This window comes from Frankia canadensis, from assembly GCF_900197875.1.
Taxonomy (GTDB): Bacteria; Actinomycetota; Actinomycetes; order Frankiales; family Frankiaceae; genus Frankia; species Frankia canadensis.
Window position 1 is genome coordinate 1 of the sequence record NZ_FZMO01000509.1, and the last position, 623, is coordinate 623.

The following is a 623-nucleotide window of genomic DNA, read 5'->3' on the forward strand; positions in this document are numbered from 1 at the left end:
TTTTTGTTAGCATGATCCAGGATTCGAGATCGTCACACCCCCCATTAGGCCCCCCGACAGGCTGCGGACCGGCAGGCGGGGCAAAGGCGCTGCGTCGCCACGGCCGGATGTCGTATAGGTGCCCGGGACGACGTCCCAGGCGTCGAGCCGAACGCGATACCCCGCTTCCTCCAGCGCGGCCGCGATCCACTTCGCCCAGTCAAGCCCGCCCTCGGCGTAGGACACGAAGACGTCGACAGCGCGACCCCCGTCCCCGCCCGTCACCCGAACAGCATGACACAGTCACCCAAACCGGACGCCAGCGCTATCCTGACCGGCATGAGTCGGGCGGTGCGGGTCCCCTGCACGGTGGAGCAGGACGAAGACGGCGTGTGGTGCGCCCACGCCCACCTCGATCGTGTCGGGTGTAACGGCGAGGGCGACACCCGCGAGGAGGCGCTGGCAGACCTGCGTGAGGCCGTACTCCTGGTGCTCGAAGACAGTGGTGCTTCGGAGGAGCTCACCGTCGTCCTGGACGGTGCCTGAGCTGGGTGGTCAGCGGGTGCTGCCGACGGCGCTGACCTGGCGTTGGATGGTGAACTCGGTGTAGTCGCCGACGGTGGGGCGGGCGGGCAGCCGCAGGC

General features: G+C 68.7%; 2 protein-coding genes. One reads left to right on the forward strand and one right to left on the reverse strand.

The features are described 5' to 3' along the window. Positions 1-6: 6 nt before the first annotated feature. Entirely contained in the window at positions 7-264 is a 258-nt protein-coding gene (locus C1A33_RS26970; protein WP_101834443.1) for a toll/interleukin-1 receptor domain-containing protein, read from the reverse strand. A 66-nt stretch (positions 265-330) separates the two neighbouring features. Between C1A33_RS26970 and C1A33_RS26975 the strand changes: the two genes are divergently transcribed. Then, positions 331-525 (forward strand): type II toxin-antitoxin system HicB family antitoxin, encoded by a 195-nt coding sequence (locus tag C1A33_RS26975; protein WP_243407989.1) that lies wholly within the window; start codon positions 331-333, stop codon positions 523-525. Positions 526-623 lie beyond the last annotated feature (98 nt).